This is a genomic window from Pseudomonas sp. S3E12, assembly GCF_001702295.1.
GTDB classification, from domain to species: domain Bacteria; phylum Pseudomonadota; class Gammaproteobacteria; order Pseudomonadales; family Pseudomonadaceae; genus Aquipseudomonas; species Aquipseudomonas marginalis.
The window spans coordinates 181033-196833 of sequence record NZ_MBDT01000022.1; the positions used below are offsets into that span (position 1 = coordinate 181033).

Here is a 15801-nt window from a genome sequence, read left to right on the forward strand (position 1 = left end):
AAAGGACGAGTACGGGAACCTGCGCGATGCCTCATTGGCTGATTATTGACCTTGAAGCCACAACGGATGAAGGCGGCTGGCCCGTGACGGAGATGGAAGTCATCGAGATCGGCGCGAGCCTGGTGAACCGCCAGGGCCGCGAGCTGGACCACTTCCAGCGCTTTGTGCGGCCGCTGCGCCGCCCATTGCTCACGCCCTTTTGTCGCCAGCTGACCCATATCACCCAGGCAAACATCGACGGCGCTGCACCGTTCACCGAGGTGTGGCCGCTGTTCGAGCGCTGGCTGGGCCAGCATCAGGCGCGCCTGGAAGGCTGGGCCAGTTGGGGTGACTACGACCGCGTGCAGCTGGAGCTCGAATGGCAGCGCCATGGCCTGGCCAGCGCCATGGCCCCCACGCCCCATGTCAACCTCAAGCAACGCTTCGCCAAGGCCCGGCGCCTGGACAAGCCCCTGGGGCTCAATGGCGCCCTGCAATTGGCGGGGATGCAGTTCCAGGGCCAGCAACATCGAGCGCTGGAAGATGCACGCAACACCGCGCGCCTGCTGCCGCTGATTTTGCCGGTCTAGGCAGCGCCCGAAGCCTTGGGCATACTGACTCCCCCTTTTCCTTGCTGCTCAACTGTAGGAGCGAGCTTGCTCGCGAAGGTCGTTAACGATAACGCGGTAAACCTGGCACCCAGCGGCGCTCTCAGGTTTTTCGCGAGCAAGCTCGCGCCTACAGGATGAGCGTAAAGCATCAACTTTTTCCGAGGATTCGCCCATGTTCAAAGTCAACGAGTACTTCGACGGCACCGTCAAGTCGATCGCTTTCGGCACCGCAGAAGGTCCGGCGACCATCGGCGTGATGGCCCCGGGTGAATACGAATTCGGCACCGCCCAGCGTGAAATCATGCACGTGGTGTCCGGCGCCCTGAGCGTCAAGCTGCCCGACGCCAACGACTGGGAAACCTTCGCCGCCGGCAGCCAGTTCAACGTACCGGCCAACAGCAAGTTCCAGCTGAAGGTCGCGGTGGACACCGCTTACCTGTGCGAATACCGCGGCTGATCGCTGCGCCGCAAAAAAAATGCCCGTCTCCCAGGAGACGGGCATTTTTTATGGGCCCATGGCTTATTCGAGGATGATCACCGGCATGCCCACTTCCAGGCGGCCCACGCCATCGTTGACCAGGTTCTGGCCAAAAATCGCGCCGTCCTCGGTCTTGCGGTAGGCCTCCAGCGTCACAAAAGGCTCACGGTCGGAACTGCGCTCGCCGGTGTGCGGATCGATGGTGGTGAGAATGCAGCGTGAGCAGGGCTTGACTGCACGGAACTCCACATCCCCGATGCGCAGGCGCTTCCAGCCGTCTTCGGCGAAGGCGTCGCTGCCTTCGATCACCAGGTTGGGGCGAAAGCGCAGCATGTCCATGGGACGGCCGACTTTTTGCGAGAGATCGTCGAGGGACGCTTGCCCGATCACCAGCAACGGATAACCGTCGGCGAACGCGACCTGGTCATCATCGCGGCCGTAACCTGCCTGGGTGGTACGCGCCCGTTCAAGGGGGATCTGCACCAGCCGCGTCGGCTTGCCGATAAAGGCGCTGACCCAGGCGGCGGCTTCGTCGCCGGCGTCCGGCACACGCAAGGTGTCGCGCCAGATGGTCACGCCACGTAGCTCGGCCGCACTGCCGGGCAGCGCCACGTCCAGCGGCGCGTAGCCAGGCGAACTCAGGGTCAGGCCGCCGCTGCTGTTCCACAGCGCCGACAGTTGGCTCATCTTCGCCACGGCGCGCTGGGTGAGGAAACGCCCGCTGGCCTCATCCACCAGCATCCAGCGTCGATCGCCGTCCAACCCCAGTTTATCCAGGCCGACCTGTTGCAGGGTTTCGGCCTTGCCGGACTTCAAGGGGTAACGGTACAACGCGCTGAGACGAAGCATGGGCCAACATTCCTGAGGGGCAAAGCCGTCACCCTAAGGTCAAGCGGACGCTTCGTCCAGCATCAGGCGCTGACGCACCACATCCACCAGCTTGTCCGGCTGGAACTTGGACAGGAAGTTGTCGCAGCCGACCTTCTTCACCATCGAGTCGTTGAAGCTGCCCGACAGCGAGGTGTGCAGTACCACGTAGAGCTTGCGCAGGCGTGGGTCGTTGCGGATTTCGGTGGTGAGGCGGTAGCCGTCCATCTCGGGCATTTCGGCGTCGGTGAAGATCATCAGCAGCTTGTCGGTCATGACATGGCCGGCGTCGGCCCAGGCCTTGAGCATGTTCAGCGCCTTGAGACCGTCGCTGGCGATGTGCATCTTCACGCCCAGTTGGCCGAGGGTGTCGCGCAATTGCGACAGGGCCACGTTGGAGTCGTCCACCAGCAGCACTTCGCGGCCACGGGCGCGCTCCAGCACCGGGTCGTCGAGTTTTTCGCGGGAGACCTTGGCGTTGTACGGCACGATCTCGGCGAGGACTTTTTCCACGTCGATGATCTCCACCAACTGGTCGTCGACCTTGCTGATGGCGGTGAGGTAATGCTGGCGCCCGGCGCTGGTCGGCGGCGGCAGGATGGCTTCCCAGTTCATGTTGACGATGCGGTCCACGCCACCCACCAGGAACGCCTGCACCGAGCGGTTGTACTCGGTGACGATAATGGTGCTGTTGGGGCCCGGCACCAGCGGACGCATGCCGATGGCCTGGGACAAGTCGATCACCGGCAGGGTCTGGCCCCGCAGGTTGACCACGCCGCACACGAAGGGGTGGCGCTGGGGCATCAGGGTCAGCTTGGGCAGTTGCAGGACTTCCTGCACCTTGAACACGTTGATGGCGAACAGCTGCCGCCCGGCCAGGCGGAACATGAGGATCTCCAGGCGATTCTCACCCACCAGTTGCGTGCGTTGGTCTACCGTGTCGAGAATGCCGGCCATTAAGAGCTCCTGGTGTGCGCTGGAAAGTAATGCGCGAAGTGTTTGTGCAGTTAGCTTGTTATCGGCGGCAAATGCCGGACCTTGACCCCGGTAAAATGCCACGTAAATTCATTGATGTCACACTGACATCATGCTTTACTGCTGAGGCTGTTCATATGGCGGTGCAACGACATTGCGCGACACTCAAATCGACGCAAGGTTCCGCCATGTAAGGGATTCCCCTATACACAATCAGGCCCAACCTGATATTCGCAATATCTAATAGCCATTAATGTGACGCCATTCTCATTGCATGAATGGAGTCAGGCTTTTGTTTGCCATCCACAGCCCTCGTCTTATGGGTTTTCCAGACGCTCACGTCGCGGCAACTGAAGGTGTGCAATCGAGCCCACTCACGAGGGCCACGCGCAGCCGTCGCCGTCATTCAAATAAACGTCCTACTGAAAACTCAGAAGCGACCTACAGATTCCCGTTATCTTTCAGCGGTAGTTTTACGCCATTCACCCGGTGCGACCTCTCATCACCCGACCTTATGTTGTGGAGACTTGCATGATGAACGACGGTAACGAGTGGCAACTTGCACTTCCTGAGTTCCTGCGCGAGGCTGAAAAGCTGCTGGCCAAGTCGGAAGAATGCCTGAGCCATCTGCATCTGATTCGCAACGACAGTGACGCCATCGACTGCATGAAAATCAGCCTGATCAAGCTCGCCGAAAAGGCCGATTGCCTGGCCCTGCAAGCGATCAGCGAGTTCTCGCGGCATATCCAGGACGTGATCGCCAACGCCGAAAACCCGTTGCAGTTACATGATCAAGCCCTGGGGGCCCTGCATGACTGCCTGACATTGCTGGCCTGGCAGTTGGAATTGATCGATGCAAAAACAGGCCAACTGACCCTGGATAAAGAAGAACAGACCAAGTTGATTGACACCGTCACCCTGCAAATTCCGCAAAAGGGTTTCAGTTACAATCCGCAACAACGTATGCATCATTTGTCTTGAGGCGCTCTCAGGTCGCATTCAAGCACGGGGTTATCTAAAAACGACAGCGCCAACTAACTCGCTGGAGCAAAATGGCGATTTAACATCAATTAGCTATTAACGATACAAACCCTTTGAAATAATACAACCTCACTTCATTAACGCAGGGATTATCATTCCCCGCGTTCTTGCGCGTTTAAATAGGCCGCCAGGCACGGCACCTGGCGACCAACGGTAAGAGTGGTGGTACTATGCCCCCGCTTGAAGTGACTCAACTTCAGCCTGCTTGAGAACGATTCAAGAACGTATTCCAAACAGAGCCCGGTCAGCCGCGACCGGTCTTCCCGCAGCGAACCTTCATTGGCTCCATCCGCTATGCATGCCAGCCTCAAGACATTCATCGCAAGGTCCGCGTCCCGCAGCAACGCACGCCGTTTGATCCTCGCCCTGTGCCTCGGCTCGCTGCTGCTGAGCCTGTGGGCCTACAGCCGCTCCGCGCCGCTGCCGCTGCTGGTGCTGCTGCTCAACCTGGCCATCTTGGTGGTGGTTGGCCTGCAACAGTGGCGCTCGCGTAAATCCATCAAGTTCCAGCCCCAGGAGTTGGCCGATCGCCTGTTGCAAGTGCAGGAAAACGAACGTCATCGCCTCAGCCGTGAACTGCATGACGATATCGGTCAGTTGCTGACCGCCGCCAAGCTGCAAAGCGAATGGCTCAAGCGCCGCCTGCCGGATGAATTGCAAAGCCAGTGCACTGTGCTGTGCAACACCTTGAACGAGACCCTGGCCAAGGTGCGCGATGTATCCGCCATCCTCAACCCCCGGCAGCTCGCCAGCCTGGGCCTGGAAGCCAGCCTGCGCGCGCACCTGCTCAAGACCCTGGAAAACACCCCGGTGCACTGGAGCCTCGAATGCCAGCAACGACTGACCGGCATCCCTGAAGAAATGGCCGTGGCGGCCTTTCGCATTACCCAGGAAGCCGTGACCAACATGCTGCGCCACGCCCAGGCGCGCAATCTGCTGGTGCGCCTGCAACGCCTGCCCGAGGGCCTGTCGTTGACCATCTGTGATGACGGCCAGGGCTTTTCGCCCGCCATCAACCCCGGCCTGGAAGGTCAACGGGGCATGGCTGGCATGTCCGAGCGCATTGACCAGCTTGGCGGTTCATTGTCCGTCAGCAGCCAACCAGGCAACGGCACACGGATCGACGCGCTTTTCCCCTGGGCGCCCCGCACTCTCGAACGGGCCAGCGCCCCTAAGGTTATCGAGTGACCTGCACATTACTCCTGGTGGATGACCATGCACTGATCAGGGCCGGCGTACGTGCGCTGATCCAGGATATTCCCGGCTACACAGTGACCGGCGAAGCCAGCGATGGCGCGCAGTTGCTGGAGCAGTTCAATACCTTGCTGCCGGATATCGTGCTGTTGGACCTGTCCATGAAGCACACCAGCGGCCTCGACGCGCTACAGCAACTCAAGCGTGCGCACCCCAGGAGCAAGGTGCTGATCCTGTCGATGCACACCGACCCGGAGCTGATCATGTGCGCGCTGGAGGCAGGCGCCCACGGCTACCTGCTCAAGGACACCACTGCCAACGAGCTGGAACACGCATTGCTGGCCTTGCGCAACAACGAGCGCTACCTGAGCCCGGCGATCGCCCATACCGTGATCAACCAGGCGCTGGTGCGCAGCCAGGAACCCGCCACGCCCGCACGCCACAGCCATAACCTCACGGCCCGCCAACTGGAAATCCTGCGCCTGATCGTGCGCGGCAAATCCACCCGCGAGATCGCCCACGGCCTGGGCCTGAGCATCAAGACCGTCGAAGCCCACCGCTCACAAATCATGAAGCGCCTGCAGATATTCGATGTGGCGGGCCTGGTGTTATTTGCCGTGCGCGAGCAGATCATCAGCCTGGACGACTAGGGGCGAACCCACCGGCAGATGCACGCGCAGGGCCTTGGGCAAGGCCTCGAAGTGCAGGTCGTCACCTTCCAGCGGCTCGCCATCGAGGTTGATGTACAAGCCCTGCGCGACCTTGATGTTGACCCACGGCAGGCGTGCCCGCACGAACATCGCGTCCAGCTCCCAACCGTTACCCATCAGCTCGCGCAAGGTGCCCACCACTTCCTGGGGCGCCGGCAGGATACTGATGTCGAGCAAGCCATCGTCGGCCAATGCGCCAGGGCACAGCACATGCCCACCGCCCGCCTGGCGACCGTTGCCGATGCCCAGGGCGAGCAGCTCGCCCTTCCAGTGGAAATCCGGCCCGTCCAGCTCGGCATAGGCGGCCTTCAACTCGCTGAAGCGCGTCAGGCCGGTGAACAGGTAGGCGGCGCCACCCAGGACTTTCTTCAGGTCTTCGGAAGTATTGGCGGTGACCTGGCTGCCGAAGCCGCCGGTGGCCATATTCAGGAAGATTTGCCCGCCGACCTGGCCGAGGTCGATCGCACGGGGCGGCACATCCAGCAACGCCAGGGCCCGGGCGGGCTCCAATGGCACGCCGGCAGCCTTGGCGAAATCGTTGGCGGTCCCCAGAGGCATCAGCACCAGGCTGGCCTCACCCTTGGCCTGCGCCATGGCCTCGGCCACGTCGCGCAAGGTGCCATCGCCGCCGCCGGCAATGATGTGGGTGTAGCCGCCCTCCAAGGCCTCCTTGACCAGGCGCTTCGCGTCACCGCCCTCCCAGGTCACCCGTACCGCCAGCTCCCAACCCTGCTCGCGCCGCGCCAGCACGGCGCTGCGCACGTCCTCGTTGAGGGCCTGCTTGCCGTGGAGGATCAACAGTGCCTTGGGGGTGGTCATGGGTGGCTTACTCCTGGATTCAAAGGTGCTTGAAGGATGTGGACCTTGGGCAACCGAAAAAAAGCCATGAATATTGAAAATTAATCCAGCGACTGATTAGAGGTTATCCATCGCGTTGCACATCGACAGCTTGCCCTTGGACGCAGGCTCCACAGCGACCCATTGCTTGGCGCCCGCCGGCAGTTCATGCAACTGGATCGAACAATTGGCATACATGGACGCCTGCACCATGTAATCCACCCCGGGCCGAGGCACGAAGGCCATGCTGGCGGAGCATTGCCGGGAATATTGCAATTGCCCCAGGTAATGAAAGGCGATCGGCTTGTTCGCCGGCACCACCAATTCCGACGACACCGCAGCCGCCCACGAATAAATCGGCCCAGGCATGCCCAGGCTTTCACCGTTGTGATCGGGGAAGCCCGCTTTCGTCGACGCCATCACCCCGGCGCCCGGCACGTTCCAGTCCAGGCAATCACGCCCCGGCACCGCGCGCACCAGACCATCGGTGATCAACCGCACGCGGGCGGTCTCGCCGGTCTGCGGTGCAACGTAGCCGGTGGACAGGGAGCGGATGTTCGCCACTTGGCCGCAGCCGGTCAGCAGTACCAGCAACGCCACGGGAACCACACGTAAAAAGCTCATCAGCAGTCAACTCGCAGAGGAATAAAGGGCCGCTTACGGCTGACGGCAATTCTGGTTGACCGACAGCTCTGGCGCCGGCTCGTACTTCACCTGCTGCAAGCCATCAGCGCCCTGGAAGATGAAGTACTTGATCCGGCAGTCCTTGAACATCGGCGAATAACCCTCAGCCCGGAAGCCTTGGCCATCGACCTGCTTGGTCACAGCGTTGTTTCGGCTGACCACCGCGAGCACCTGGGCGTAGCTCTGGCCCATCTTCACCCCCGGCTCGCCGGTGACCGTCATCGACGAGGCGCAACCGCCCAGCCCTGCCACCGCCAATGCCAGCGCGACGCCGTACAGTCCATTGCGTAGATCGTTCATGCCTTGCTTCCTTTTAGTGATGGTTCAGCGACGGCCTTCGCACACTGGAGATTCGCCAATGCGGCCAAGCTTGCACAGGTCCAGATTATCCTTGCGGGTAAAGCCAGCGTCCTTCATGCAATAGAAGTGCTTCAGTTTCTCATCGATTGAGCCGCCGCCCGTGCCCGCCACATTGGCGTACCCGCACGCGAGCATGCTGCTCTTGACGCCTTCAACCGACACCCCGCTCTTTTGCCAATAGGTAAAATCAGGCGGCGGAGGTTGAAAGCCCCTGCCCGTGCAGCCGGTCGTTAACACCGCGCAAAAACTTAACAGCAGACACCGACTGAACATGGCGTTCTTCCTCATGGTTTAACTCGAACAAAGTGTGAGACACCGTCGGGTGAATCCCGCCAGAAAGGCTGGCAGGCTGGTCCGCCATCGCCATAGCAGTTGTGCACGGTGTTTTCGCCGCCCAGCACCTTCAGCCACTCCCATACACGAACGCTTCCCTCCGGGATCGTACCGCCTGTGCCAGCGTTAAACCCTACGCCGGGTGTTCGCGCAACGGGGTCGAAATTATGATTCTGGTACTGCAGCGCCATCGCCTCGCGTTGCTCCTCAGAACTGAACGTTGAGCGGTTCTGCAATATCCCCAACAGCGAGTCAGCCTTTTGCACCCCGTAGGCTGCACCAAAGAAGTTCATCGACGTCTGACCCAGAACGCCAGCGTTGGCCGGATCACGGGCCAATGATTCCATCGCACTGCCGGTGGTCAGCGTGCCCCGGCTGTGCCCGTCGATATGCAACCCGCTCTGACCGAACTGGACCATGTAGTCCTTGGTTTGCACGGTGGCATTGGATAAACCCCAGAAGTCATTTTCAAGGTTTTTCTGATACGCCGCGATCATCAGCTCGGACGTGAAATTGTTGGCTTTCTCAAAGTGGATCAAATATTGCGGCCCGGTATCGGCGGTGCTGTGCTGGTTAGCATATTTAGCGGCACCATCGATGTCATTGAAAATGCCGTTGTTAGCGATATGCACCTTGCCGTCTGGCCCTTTCTTGAGGTGCTGTTTCTCTTCGTCGCTCAACTCGCGACGTTCAACCTTGCCGTCTTTATCAATCAACGCCTTGCCATCCTTGTCCTTCAAGACCTCATACACCCGCGCCTTCTCGATAAAGATCTTGCGATACGCCTCATCCGCCAACAACGAGACCTGATGATAGAACTCACGCTTGATCTCCTGCTCGGCCTCGACCTTGCGCCCCATTTCCGCCACATCCAGGCGCTCCACGGCGGCATGGGCGGCTTCGGTGTTGCGGTTCAGGTTGGCAATTGTCTGGTCGACGGTCATGCCGCCGACCACGCGCTGGCGCTCGGCGTTGGTGATCACCAGGGTACCGGCGCTGATCGCGCTGCGGGTGTCGCTGGATTCGGAGTCGGAATCCGAGCCATTGTTGAGGCTGTTGGCGAGCAGTGCCTTGGCCGTGCCCAGTTTGCCGTCGAGCATGTCCGAACTCAGGTCGACCCCTGACGTCTTGGCGCTGGCTTCGGAAAAGTTGTGGATGTCGGACACGGTCAGCGTACCGGTGGTCAGGCTGTTCTTACCGTCAGCGATGGCCTTGTCGGAACTGGCGATCACACCGCCCTTGAGGTCGGTATTGCCGCGCACGTTGATGTCGAAACCACCGTCGCCGGCGCGGATGCCCGATTGCTCGATCACGCTGGCAAAGTTGGACTTCTGCTTAGTGTTAGTCGAGCTGAAGCTCGCCGTAGCGGCGCCGGCGCAGACCGGCGGGATGCAGATGCTGATACCGGCGCTCATGCTTTTCTGCTGGGACGCAAAGGTGCTGGTGTCCTGCAGGCTCTCGATATTCAAGTCGCCGCCGACGTCAGCCTTGACCTTGTCACCCGACACCACGGCGCCGCGAATCGTGGTGTCCTTGCCGGAAATCAGGCTGACCTGATTGCCGGCCGTCAGGTGGGTATTGCTCCAGACCAGGTCGTTGCCATCGGCATTGCCACGGCTCTGGGACGCCGATGCATTGAAGCTCAGGCCATTTTTCTCGCCGCCAAAGGAGATGCCGATGCCAATGCTGCCGCTGATGCTCTTGTTGGTGCTGTGCTGCTCCATGGTGTTCTGGGCGCCCACCAGCAGGATATTGCCGTCGGCTTTCAACAACGCATCGTTGCCCGCCGTGATCTGGCTGCCCTGCACCGTCAGGTCGTTGTTACGTGTACCACCACTGGACACAATCGATACATCCCCACCCGCCGCAATGGTCGAGCCGGCCGCGGTGCTGCCATTTTGTTCGCTCTTGCTCGAACTCTGGTTGGTGCCCAGGGAAATACTCAGGTTGATCCCGCCCATGGCGGCCGGATCTTTCATCACCTGGGTGTGGGCATCATCGGCCGCCCAAGCGGTATTCAACGCCGCCAGGGTTTTCATGCGCTTGTCGTCGGTACGTTCGGCGGCCTTGTTCATGCGCTGGCCGGTCTGCACCGCATTCACGATCGGGTTGGTCAGGGTCAGGCTGACGCCCGTCTGCTTGAAGCGCTGCTCTGTCTGCATCGAGCTGAGGTTGCGCGCTTCGAGGATGTTGACCTCGGACGCGTCGATCGACACGTCCCCCTTGGGCGCATTGACGTTACTGCCCACCTGGCGGTACTCGCCGCCCGCACTGACCAGCACATTGCCGTCAGTGGCGCCGATATTACTGGCCGCCGCCGTGCTCTGGCGCGAACGCTCCTCATTGGTCTGGCGCTGCGAGCCGATGGTGACGGCAATGGCGCCGCCGCTGAACATGCCGCTGGTTTTCACGTCCTTGCTGTGTTCTTCGCTGAGGTGCTCGGTGGCGGCTTGCACCTTGATGTCATTGCCTGCCGAAAGCAGCGTCCCCGAGGTCGAGACCACATTGCTGCCGGTGATCGCAATGTTGTTGCCGGCTTGCAGCACCGTTTGTTCACCGCTCAGTGTCGCCGCCTGTGCGCTGGTCTGGCTCACCGTATCGCGAGTGGTGATGGTCTTTTTCGAGAACATGCCGTTGCTGCCGGTAACCTTGTGCGCTTCATCGGCGCTGTTGAAGCGCTCGCCGGCCTCTACGTTAATGTCCCGCGCGGCGCTGACGACCACGGCACCGGCATCACTGCCGACTTGCGCGCCGCGCACATTCACGTCACGCCCGGCCCCCAGGCGAATATCGCCGGCGCCTTGCACGGCGCTGCCGACTTCATTACGCCCGGCTTCCTTGCGCCAGTTATCTCCGTCCCACTGGTTGGCCTGGGTATAGGATTCACTCACGGTGCTCAGGGTAATGTCGTTACCCGCCACCAACGCGGTCTTACCGCCCACACCGGTGTTTTTGACCTCGGCGCCTTGCAGGTTGATGTTGTTGCCGGCGGTGGCTATCAGGTTGGCCGCAGGGGCCGAGACATAGAGCCCGGCCACGCGCGACAGGCCGGTGCGGGTCCCCTGCTCGCTCTGGCTGTCGGTGGTGGTGGACCGCACATTCAGGTCATTGCCGGCACTCAGGGACAGGCGGCTGTTGGCGCTGATCAGGCCACCGATGTTGTTGATGTCCTGGCTGGCACTGAGCGCCACCTCGTTGCCCTGGATCCGGCCGCCAAGGTTATTGAGGTTCTGCACGCTGATGTTGACGCCATCGCGCCCGGACAGGCTACCGGCGTTGACCAGGTCACCGCGCACGTCGAGGTTCAACGTGCGTCCGGCCATCAAGGCACCGGAGCCATCCATGTCGCCCTCACGGACCCGCACATACACCTGCGGCACCAGCACCTGGCGGACTTCGCCACTGGCCAGGGTGACGTCCTTGGCCACCAGCCAGACGATGTCGCTGGTCAGCTGCGCCATTTGCTCGGCGGTCAGCGCCACACCCGGAATCAACTTCCACTGATCGGCCAGGGTCACGGCACTGTCGATCATGCCGCGATACTGCTCTTCGTCACTGGCGTAGCCGTCGACAAACCGCCGCCCGGTAAGTTGTGCCACCTGCTCGCGGATCAGCTTCTGCTCGTAGAAGCCATCACCCAGACGTTGCTGGGTCGCCGCCGGGTCAAGGTTCAGGCGTTGCAGCATATAGTCCGACGACAACCACTGACGGTAGTTGGCAAAACGCGGGTCGGTCTCCACCAGGTAGCCGGCGGTGCTGCCGGGGTTGGTGTGGAACAGGCTGCTGTTGGGCAGGTCCGGGTTGAAGCCACCGGTCCGGATCTGCTCCACCGCGCCAGCGGCATTCTGCTTGGTCAGTGCTTCGACCTGGCTGATCGGGCTGACGGCGTAGGTTCTGCCAACACCCGAGAGATCGCCGGTGCCGGCGGTGTTATCCGCGACCTTGGCCAACACCAGCGCGCCGACCTGCGTACCGGTGCCATTGATGGCCGCGTACTCGGTAAACATGGTCGGTGTCAGCTTGATCTGCTGAATCAGCGGTGCCGGCGTATAGGTGGTGACGCTGCGGCCCTGACGGTCGCGGCCCTTGCGCTGGATACGATAGAAATTACTCAGCGTGCCTTTATCGGTGGTGATGCGCTGGCCATCCACCTCGGTATTGATCACGCTGCCGACGTTGGCGTTGAGGGCCTGACCAGCAATGATCCGGCTCTTGTCGTTGACCACCTGATCAGCGATCAGGGTGAGGTTGCCGCCCGTCAGTAGTTGTCCGGGGTCGGATTGGGTAATCCGCGTTTCAGTCACCTCACGGGTGTAGTCGTAGCGGTTCCAGCGATCGTCATAGCCCTCCGGGGTGACCAGGTGCAGGACCTCATTGTTGTAGGTCGAGACCTGCTCCGGCGTATAGCGGTTGGTGGAGCCAGACAGCTGGAACTCCTGCAGCACATCACGGGACGCCACCACCTGCTCGGTAGCAAAGTGCTCGTTGGTGTTGCGGATAACCCTGGCGTTCACATTCAGGCTGCCCAGCGCCTCGACGGTTGCACTGGCGTTATTCAATTCCTGCGCCTGGCCGCTGGCGTTGCCGTTGGTATCCAGGGTCGCCCCAATCGCTAAATCGCCGGCACTGAAGATCAGGCCGTGCTCGCGGTTGTTCACGACCTGGCTGGCAATATCCAGGCGGTTGCGCGCTGCAACCGTCGCGGCGACACCGCCTTCGAGGGTGTTGTTCAGGGTCGCGGCGGCGATGGACAGGTGATCGCCGTAAATACGCCCGGTGCCCAGGTTGTTCAGCGTCGCGGTGTTGATCCGCGTGACCTCAGCGTCGATCAAGCCACGGTTATCCAGTTGGCTGCCCGCATTGACCTCGACCTGACGCGCGCTGATCAAACCGCTGGCGGCGTTGTCGAGGGCGTTGACGTTCAGGCGCAGCAGGTCACCGGCCTGGAAGCTGCCTTGGTTGGTCAAGCGCCCGCCGGTCTCTACCGTCAGGCCGCCGTTGGCCTGGAACAGGCCGCTGTTGACGAAGTCGTTGGTCAGCCGAAACGTCAGGTCGCCCAGGCTCAAGGCCTTGCCGCTGCCGCTGTAACGGGCACTGTCGAGCAGCAGGGATTGCCCGGCAATCAGTGTGCCCGCCGTGTTACTCACCGCCTGGCGTTTCTGGGCCAGGTCACGGTCGGCCACGGTCAGCGCACTGCCGGCGGAAACAATGCCTTGCTCGTTATCCAGGGTGCCGCTGCCTGTGATGCTCAGTGCCGCATCGGAGACGATCGAGCCGCCGCGGTTGGTCACGTCATCAGCGTCGATGGCCACCGACTGCCCCTTGACGCCTTGGTTGGCGCCCTGGGTCGAGCTGTTATCGACACGCGCAGCCGTGAGCGCCAGATGGCCGTCGGCACGCAACAGGCCCGCCTGGTTACTCACCTGCAGAGCATTGACTTGCAGGGTCTTGGCACTGCCGATAAAGCCCTGGTCGTTGAGCAATTGCCCGGCGCGCACCGTCACCGCAGCCTGGCCAAGAATGCCGCCGCGGGTGCCGGAATTACGATTGCTCAGCAACTGGCCATGGGTGTCCAGGGTCAGCGCCGACTTCGCCTGCACGGTGCCGCCGTCATTGTTCAGCACGCCACTGTCGACCGTCAGCGTATCGCTGGCATTGAGCATGCCCTGGCCGTTATCCAACTGCTGGCCGTGGGTGTCGATCAGCAACTGCGCGCCGGTCACCACGCCGCTCTGGTTGTTCAAACCCTGGGCGTTGACGGTCAAGGCTTTGGCGGCCTCAAGGCGGCCGCCCTGATTGTCGAGCTGTTGCCCGCGACTGTTGAGGATCAGGTCGGCGGCGACCGAACCGAGGGTGCCGCCCTGGTTGAGGATGCTGTCGGCATTGACCGTCAGCGTCTGTGTCGCCGCGACCGTGCCCTGGGCGTTATTCAACTGCCCGGCGTCGACGTCCAGCGCACCGCCGGCGGTGATCTGGCCGTTACGGTTATCGAGGCTGCCGCCGTCGAGGAACAGCTGCGCAGCCGTGACCAGCTTGCCCTGCTGGTTGTCCAGGTGCTCACGAGCCGTGACGTGCAAGTCGCCGAGCCCGCCGGATTGCACCAGGCCATGCTGGTTACCCAGGGTGTCGGCACTGACGTCGAGGCGGCCACCACTGGCGAGGGTGCCACGGCTGTTGTCGAGACTGTGCGAGACGGTCATGCGCATGCCCGCACTGCCGGTCTGCACCCACTTGCCGCCGACGTTGGACAGGTCCAGCGCCGTGGCGGTGATCTGCGCCGCGCCCACCTGCGCGGCATCGCTGAGCAAGGTTTGCTTGGCGTCGGCGGTCAGGCCCTGGCCGGCGGTGACGCGGCTGCGGCGCACATCGAGGTCGCCGGCGGTGCTGGTCAACGCCACGCTCTGGGCCGAGGTCTGGCTGTCACTGAGGTCGACCGTTGCGGCGGTGGCGCTCAAGTGTTGCGCCGCAAGGTTCTGCCCCTTGGCCGTCAAGGTGCCGGCAGACGTCAGGGTCAGCGAGCCGCTGCTGCCCAACTTGCCGCTGCTGTCGACGCCGGCGGCCAGTGCGGAACCGGCCTGGCTGCGAATCGCCGACTGCGCGCCGGTGGTGGTCAGGCGCGTATTGCCTTGGGCGGACACAATACCCTTGTTGTCGATATCCCCGGCAGCACTCAGTGCCAGGTCGCCCTGGGCAAACAGCGTACCGCTGTTGTCGATGCCCTTGTCCGCCTGGGCAGTCAGTTGGGTGGCGCTGCTGACCCGGCCGCTGTTCTCGATGCGGCCGTCGCTGCCAATCACCACTTCGCCGGCGCTGGCACCGATCTGCCCGGCGTTGCGCACGCCGACGCCGGCGCCGTTGCCCACCAGGGTGATCTTGCCGGCATACATGCCGCCCAACCGCGCCACATCGATGGCGACTGCGGGGGCGTCGGCCTGGGTTTTATCCGTGGCCCCTGCCTTGATGCTCAAGTCCTTCGCCCAGATCCCCGCGTTGACTTCAACCGTGCGCGCGATGATCTCGGTGTAGTCGGCCCGAGTACTGTCCATGCCATCGCCGCCGATGCTGACCTTGCCCCCGGAGACTTGATAGCCGCTGATCAGGCCGTTCTCGAACTGCGCGCGGCCCGTGGTCAGTGTCGCCCGGTCGGCGTTGATAAAGCCGCAACCGTCGCAGGCAATCCCGGACGGGTTGGCGATGACCACCTGGGCCTTGGAGCCTGCCACTTCGACAAACCCGCGCAATTGGCTGGGGTTGCTGGAGTTGACCTCGTTGAGGATCACCCGTGCACTGCCGTTGGCCAGCGCGCGGTTGCCTTCGATCCAACCGCCCAGTTGGGTCTGGCTGTTGGTCACGCCGTTGTTGAGGATCACGCCGCGCTTGTCCACATCGAACTGCGTATAGGTATTGCGCGACACCCCCGCCCCGCTCGGCGTGGTGATGTCCACCACGGGCGCGCCGTTGCCGGCGGCGCCAATCGTCGGGCGTTGACCGGCCGGCGCAGAACCGTCGGCCACCACCTGGGCCTGCGCCGGCATCACCAGCGCGACCCAGCCCATCCCCACCATCAGCGCAAACCGCAGCGGTGTGAGGGTCACCACGGCGGTACCGGCCCGGGACACGGCGCTCGTGGTGCCGGGTGCCTTGCACGCACTCTTGACGTTCTCGGCCACCACCATCAGCAGGCCGCGAGCCTTGTTGAATACAATTCGAAATAGATGCTTATTCATGCAAG

General features: G+C 62.2%; 12 protein-coding genes. 5 read left to right on the forward strand and 7 right to left on the reverse strand.

Features of this window, described 5'->3' with window-relative positions:
• The first annotated feature begins 26 nt into the window (after nucleotides 1–26).
• A complete protein-coding gene (locus BB029_RS20180) occupies nucleotides 27–569 on the forward strand; it encodes an exonuclease domain-containing protein (protein WP_065940541.1) in 543 nt (180 codons plus the stop codon).
• Nucleotides 570–762: 193 nt separating this feature from the next.
• Nucleotides 763–1047: a pyrimidine/purine nucleoside phosphorylase gene (locus BB029_RS20185; protein ID WP_027603886.1), complete on the forward strand. Its 285-nt coding sequence runs from the start codon at nucleotides 763–765 to the stop codon at nucleotides 1045–1047.
• A 63-nt stretch (nucleotides 1048–1110) separates the two neighbouring features.
• On the opposite strand, the gene BB029_RS20190 is transcribed toward BB029_RS20185, so the two are convergent.
• A complete protein-coding gene (locus tag BB029_RS20190) occupies nucleotides 1111–1917 on the reverse strand; it encodes an MOSC domain-containing protein (protein ID WP_065940542.1) in 807 nt (268 codons plus the stop codon).
• Nucleotides 1918–1956: 39 nt separating this feature from the next.
• Nucleotides 1957–2892, reverse strand: a complete 936-nt coding sequence (locus tag BB029_RS20195) for a chemotaxis protein CheV (protein WP_027603884.1) — start codon at nucleotides 2890–2892, stop codon at nucleotides 1957–1959.
• 549 nt (nucleotides 2893–3441) lie between these two features.
• Between BB029_RS20195 and BB029_RS20200 the strand changes: the two genes are divergently transcribed.
• From BB029_RS20200 to BB029_RS20210, 3 genes are all read left to right on the forward strand, one after another.
• A complete protein-coding gene (locus tag BB029_RS20200) occupies nucleotides 3442–3891 on the forward strand; it encodes a hypothetical protein (RefSeq protein WP_174557005.1) in 450 nt (149 codons plus the stop codon).
• Nucleotides 3892–4245: 354 nt separating this feature from the next.
• The gene (locus BB029_RS20205) at nucleotides 4246–5139 is read left to right on the forward strand and encodes a sensor histidine kinase (RefSeq protein WP_065940543.1); all 894 of its coding nucleotides are present in this window, start codon (nucleotides 4246–4248) and stop codon (nucleotides 5137–5139) included.
• Nucleotides 5136–5795 carry a response regulator transcription factor gene (locus tag BB029_RS20210; protein ID WP_065940544.1) on the forward strand — a complete coding sequence of 220 codons (660 nt, stop codon included), beginning with the start codon at nucleotides 5136–5138 and terminating at the stop codon, nucleotides 5793–5795. The genes BB029_RS20205 and BB029_RS20210 overlap by 4 nt, the downstream gene beginning before the upstream one ends.
• Here the strand turns inward: BB029_RS20210 and yegS are convergent.
• From yegS to BB029_RS20235, 5 genes are all read right to left on the reverse strand, one after another.
• The gene (gene yegS, locus BB029_RS20215; protein ID WP_027603880.1) at nucleotides 5754–6674 is read right to left on the reverse strand and encodes a lipid kinase YegS; all 921 of its coding nucleotides are present in this window, start codon (nucleotides 6672–6674) and stop codon (nucleotides 5754–5756) included. The two genes, BB029_RS20210 and yegS, sit on opposite strands and share 42 nt — an antisense overlap.
• A gap of 96 nt (nucleotides 6675–6770) precedes the next feature.
• Nucleotides 6771–7316, reverse strand: a complete 546-nt coding sequence (locus BB029_RS20220; RefSeq protein WP_065940545.1) for a hypothetical protein — start codon at nucleotides 7314–7316, stop codon at nucleotides 6771–6773.
• A gap of 33 nt (nucleotides 7317–7349) precedes the next feature.
• Nucleotides 7350–7676 carry a hypothetical protein gene (locus BB029_RS20225; RefSeq protein ID WP_065940546.1) on the reverse strand — a complete coding sequence of 109 codons (327 nt, stop codon included), beginning with the start codon at nucleotides 7674–7676 and terminating at the stop codon, nucleotides 7350–7352.
• 24 nt (nucleotides 7677–7700) lie between these two features.
• A complete protein-coding gene (locus BB029_RS20230; RefSeq protein ID WP_053133393.1) occupies nucleotides 7701–8009 on the reverse strand; it encodes a hypothetical protein in 309 nt (102 codons plus the stop codon).
• An 11-nt stretch (nucleotides 8010–8020) separates the two neighbouring features.
• Nucleotides 8021–15796, reverse strand: coding sequence for a hemagglutinin repeat-containing protein (locus BB029_RS20235; protein ID WP_065940547.1), 7776 nt, complete (start codon nucleotides 15794–15796; stop codon nucleotides 8021–8023).
• Nucleotides 15797–15801 lie beyond the last annotated feature (5 nt).

Bases quoted from the DNA above. Each gene is read 5' to 3' on its own strand.
- BB029_RS20180 (WP_065940541.1), top strand. From the start codon at position 27: ATGCCTCATTGGCTGATTATTGACCTTGAAGCCACAACGGATGAAGGC.
- BB029_RS20185 (WP_027603886.1), top strand. From the start codon at position 763: ATGTTCAAAGTCAACGAGTACTTCGACGGCACCGTCAAGTCGATCGCT.
- BB029_RS20190 (WP_065940542.1), bottom strand. From the start codon at position 1,917: ATGCTTCGTCTCAGCGCGTTGTACCGTTACCCCTTGAAGTCCGGCAAG.
- BB029_RS20195 (WP_027603884.1), bottom strand. From the start codon at position 2,892: ATGGCCGGCATTCTCGACACGGTAGACCAACGCACGCAACTGGTGGGT.
- BB029_RS20200 (WP_174557005.1), top strand. From the start codon at position 3,442: ATGATGAACGACGGTAACGAGTGGCAACTTGCACTTCCTGAGTTCCTG.
- BB029_RS20205 (WP_065940543.1), top strand. From the start codon at position 4,246: ATGCATGCCAGCCTCAAGACATTCATCGCAAGGTCCGCGTCCCGCAGC.
- yegS (WP_027603880.1), bottom strand. From the start codon at position 6,674: ATGACCACCCCCAAGGCACTGTTGATCCTCCACGGCAAGCAGGCCCTC.
- BB029_RS20220 (WP_065940545.1), bottom strand. From the start codon at position 7,316: ATGAGCTTTTTACGTGTGGTTCCCGTGGCGTTGCTGGTACTGCTGACC.
- BB029_RS20225 (WP_065940546.1), bottom strand. From the start codon at position 7,676: ATGAACGATCTACGCAATGGACTGTACGGCGTCGCGCTGGCATTGGCG.
- BB029_RS20230 (WP_053133393.1), bottom strand. From the start codon at position 8,009: ATGTTCAGTCGGTGTCTGCTGTTAAGTTTTTGCGCGGTGTTAACGACC.
- BB029_RS20235 (WP_065940547.1), bottom strand. From the start codon at position 15,796: ATGAATAAGCATCTATTTCGAATTGTATTCAACAAGGCTCGCGGCCTG.